Source organism: Micromonospora sp. NPDC003776 (assembly GCF_053605645.1).
On sequence record NZ_JBSGJR010000689.1, the window covers coordinates 1 to 3,217 of the forward strand.

2 protein-coding genes and 1 pseudogene are annotated in these 3,217 nt (G+C 71.3%); 2 read left to right on the forward strand and 1 reads right to left on the reverse strand.

Translation table 11 applies throughout. From position 1 onward, the window contains the following. The first annotated feature begins 112 nt into the window (after positions 1–112). Complete coding sequence (locus ACWEVO_RS33380; protein ID WP_452311410.1) at positions 113–682, forward strand: response regulator; 570 nt, start codon at positions 113–115, stop codon at positions 680–682. Here ACWEVO_RS33380 and ACWEVO_RS33385 read toward each other — a convergent pair. Continuing rightward, complete coding sequence (locus tag ACWEVO_RS33385) at positions 679–2,565, reverse strand: zinc ribbon domain-containing protein (RefSeq protein WP_452311411.1); 1,887 nt, start codon at positions 2,563–2,565, stop codon at positions 679–681. The genes ACWEVO_RS33380 and ACWEVO_RS33385 overlap by 4 nt on opposite strands. Before the next feature lie 302 nt (positions 2,566–2,867). Here ACWEVO_RS33385 and ACWEVO_RS33390 point away from each other — a divergent pair. Next, positions 2,868–3,217 (forward strand): annotated as a pseudogene (locus ACWEVO_RS33390) (histidine kinase); the annotation flags it as partial.

Below are 3,217 nucleotides of genomic sequence, written 5' to 3' on the forward strand. Positions count from 1 at the left end.
GCCCGCCGCTGGCCCCCGCGGGACGCCGTTGACCCGCGTCGGCCGGCGCCCGCCGACCGACGGTCGCGGACCCGAATCCGGCTCGACCGCCGTGCTTCACTAGCTAGACGGCATGCCCAACCCCGCGATCCTCACCGTCGACGACGACCCGGCCGTCTCCCGGGCGGTCGCCCGCGACATCCGCCGCCGGTACGGCGACCGGTACCGGGTGTTGCGGGCCGACTCCCCGGAGGCGGCGCTGGAGGCGTTGCGGGAGTTGAAGCTGCGCGGCGATCAGGTGGCCGTGCTGGTCGCCGACTACCGGATGCCGCAGATGAACGGCATCGAGTTCCTCGAGGCCGCCATGGGCCTCTTCCCCGCCGCCCGGCGGGTGCTGCTGACCGCGTACGCCGACACGGACGCCGCGATCAACGCGATCAACGTCGTCGACCTCGACCACTACCTGCTCAAGCCCTGGCACCCGCCGGAGGAGAAGCTCTATCCGGTGCTGGATTCGCTGCTGGAGGCGTGGACGGCCAGCGCCGCGACACCCGCCACCGACCTGCGCGTGGTCGGGCACCGCTGGTCCGCCCCGTCCCTCGTGGCCCGCGACTTCCTGGCCCGCAACCTGGTGCCGTTCCGCTGGGTGCTCGCCGACGAGCCCGAGGGCGCGCAGCGCTACCTGAACAGCGTCTCTGATTAGCTTAGGGATCCTGGGTTGGAGTGTGTTTCCGGGATCGTTTCCCACCTGGGTGGGGTCGCGTGGGCGTGGAGGTGGAATCCTGCGCCCACGGCGGCTCCGCGTGGCCGATGGCCGGTGGATGCGCTGATCGTGGTCACGTCCTGGTGCCGGTGGGCTGCGCGGGGCAGCCTGGGCCGGTCCGTTGGTGCGTGTCCCTCCGGACGCTTGCCCGCCCGGCTGTGGGGCCGGGTGGGGGAGGGTGCCCTGCGTCGCCGGGGCGCGGGGCGTGGTGGCTTGTGCCGGGTGGGGCCGGTCTTCGACCGATCCCCCCGACTGGTCTTGGTGACGACCGCGCAGGCTTCAAGCGTGTCCACCACCGAGCGGATCATCATGGCGCCGTTACTGCGGTCGGTGACGGTCTTGGTCTGGTGGGTGAGGCCGCGGGCGGCGATGCGCCGCCAGGCGCCGTGGTCGCGGTCGCCCTGCCAGCCGCAAGACTGGTGGGGGCAGACGGCCCATTTCCAACCCGGAGTGGCGGGCTGATCGGGAGCCTTGCGATGCCGTAGCGGGGTCAGGCACTGCGGGCAGTGCTTGGAGGTGTCGCGGGCCGGGACGCCGACCACGGCAATACCGTGCTCGGCGGCGAGATGCCGCATCCGGTCAACGATCTGCCCGCGCACCTGCTGCGACAGGCGGGTGTTCAGGCTGATCCCCATGCCCTGGGCTTCCATCGAGCGCAGGTCTTCGACGTAGATGACGGTCGCGGCGGCGGCGATCGCCTGGTCCACCGTCCAGCGGGCGGCGGCCCACGCGAGCGCGGCGTTCAGGTTCTGGCGGCGTTTGGAGACGTGTCGGATCTCCTCGCGCAGCACGGCAAGCTTGCCCACGAGGTGGTGCCGCGGGTCGACGCCGATCAGCCGCACGTACTGGTCAGCCTTTGCGTGCAGCCGCTCACCGTGGCGGCGTAGGCGATGCTGCTTAGCAAGGACTCCCGCGGCCCGGAACTGACCGCCAGCCCCCAACGCGGTGATCCGGCCATCGCTGTGCCGTCGCAGGGCGCCCGCGCTCAGCAGCGTGTTCAGGCCCCAGTCCACACCGAGCGCCACCGTGTGACCGGTCGGCCGGGCTTTCGGCACCGCGTGCGTGTAGGCCAAATCGGCGCGCACCTGCCGGCCGACCACGCGCAGGGTGGGTAGGTGCAGCACCGCGCCCGCAGGGACCGTGGGCGGCAAGCTGATCGGGCAGGCCACCCACGTCCAGTCCCCGTAGGTGCGTGGATCCGGGCGGGTGGGCAACTGCAGGCGCAGCAGCACCCTGCCCGGGTCGGTGTCGCTGCGTTCGATGGTGGCCTGTTGCCGGTCACACGCCGCGAGCAGCAGCATCCGCGGGACCTTCGGACTGTTTTCCAGTTCGAACACATCCACCGGCAGGCGGCCGTTGACGTTGAGGAACCTGACCGCCTGCCGCGTGCGCGCTTTGACGACGTTGGCCGGCAGATCCTTCCCGCCCGGGATCGCCTCCCGCACCTGATCCCATTCCTGCGGAGTGCGTTTGCGCGGGTCGGCCGGCCAGGACGCGAGGACTCCGGTGGTCAGATCGGCACGCCACTGCACCGACCGCAGCGCGCGCCCGGCCTGCTCCTGCGCCATCCGCACGATCCGGTCATTAACCCTCACCCCCTCCGGCACGCTCGGGGTCCAAGCCAAGCGCCGCAGCGCCATCCACGCGTTCGACGGCAACCTCCGCCCACCCGCGTCCACACCGGAGGCCAACACCTGCACATCGACGGCGTTCCACCGCTGCGCCAACAGCCCGGAAACCATGCCCGCCACCAGATCGGCACACCACCCGACACGCTCGGCCAACACCGCCTGGGACAGGACCTCGCCGGACTTCTCATCCACACCAGCGCGCACAAGAGCCCGGACACACGCGGTCCGGGAAGCCTCGCCCTCCGCCAGCGACACCGCCCGACTCACCCGACACCAACCTCACCACAGACAAACCAACCGCCAGCACGCACAAGACCGCCACACGACAGCACACACCGCCGTGGCAGACCCCCCACCGCCCGCATCAAACCAGAAGACACCGACACCCACGACCGGACCACGATCACTGAGGATGCTTAACCAAATCCCTCAGCCTCTTCGCGGTCACCGACTGCGCGGTCTTCGCCCTCCCCGCCGCGATCATCGCCGACGCGATGCGTAGCTGGTTCCCGATGGCGACCCACCTGCTGGAGGGCCTCTTCATCGGGATGCGCAACACGCAGACCATCGTCGGCGAACGGGAACGGCTGCTGGCCCTCGGCGCGCTGTCGGCCGGGCTCACCCACGAGCTGAACAACCCGGCGGCCGGCGCGGTCCGGGCCACCGCCGCGCTGCGCGACCGGGTCGCCAAGATGCGGCACAAGCTGGCCATGATCGCCGATGGCCGGCTCGACGGCCGGCGCCTGCACGAGCTGGTCGGGCTCCAGGAGGAGGCGGTGAAGCGGGCCGCGGCGGCGCCGCAGCTGACGCCGCTGTCGGCCAGCTCGTCCTCGGCGTCGCTGGC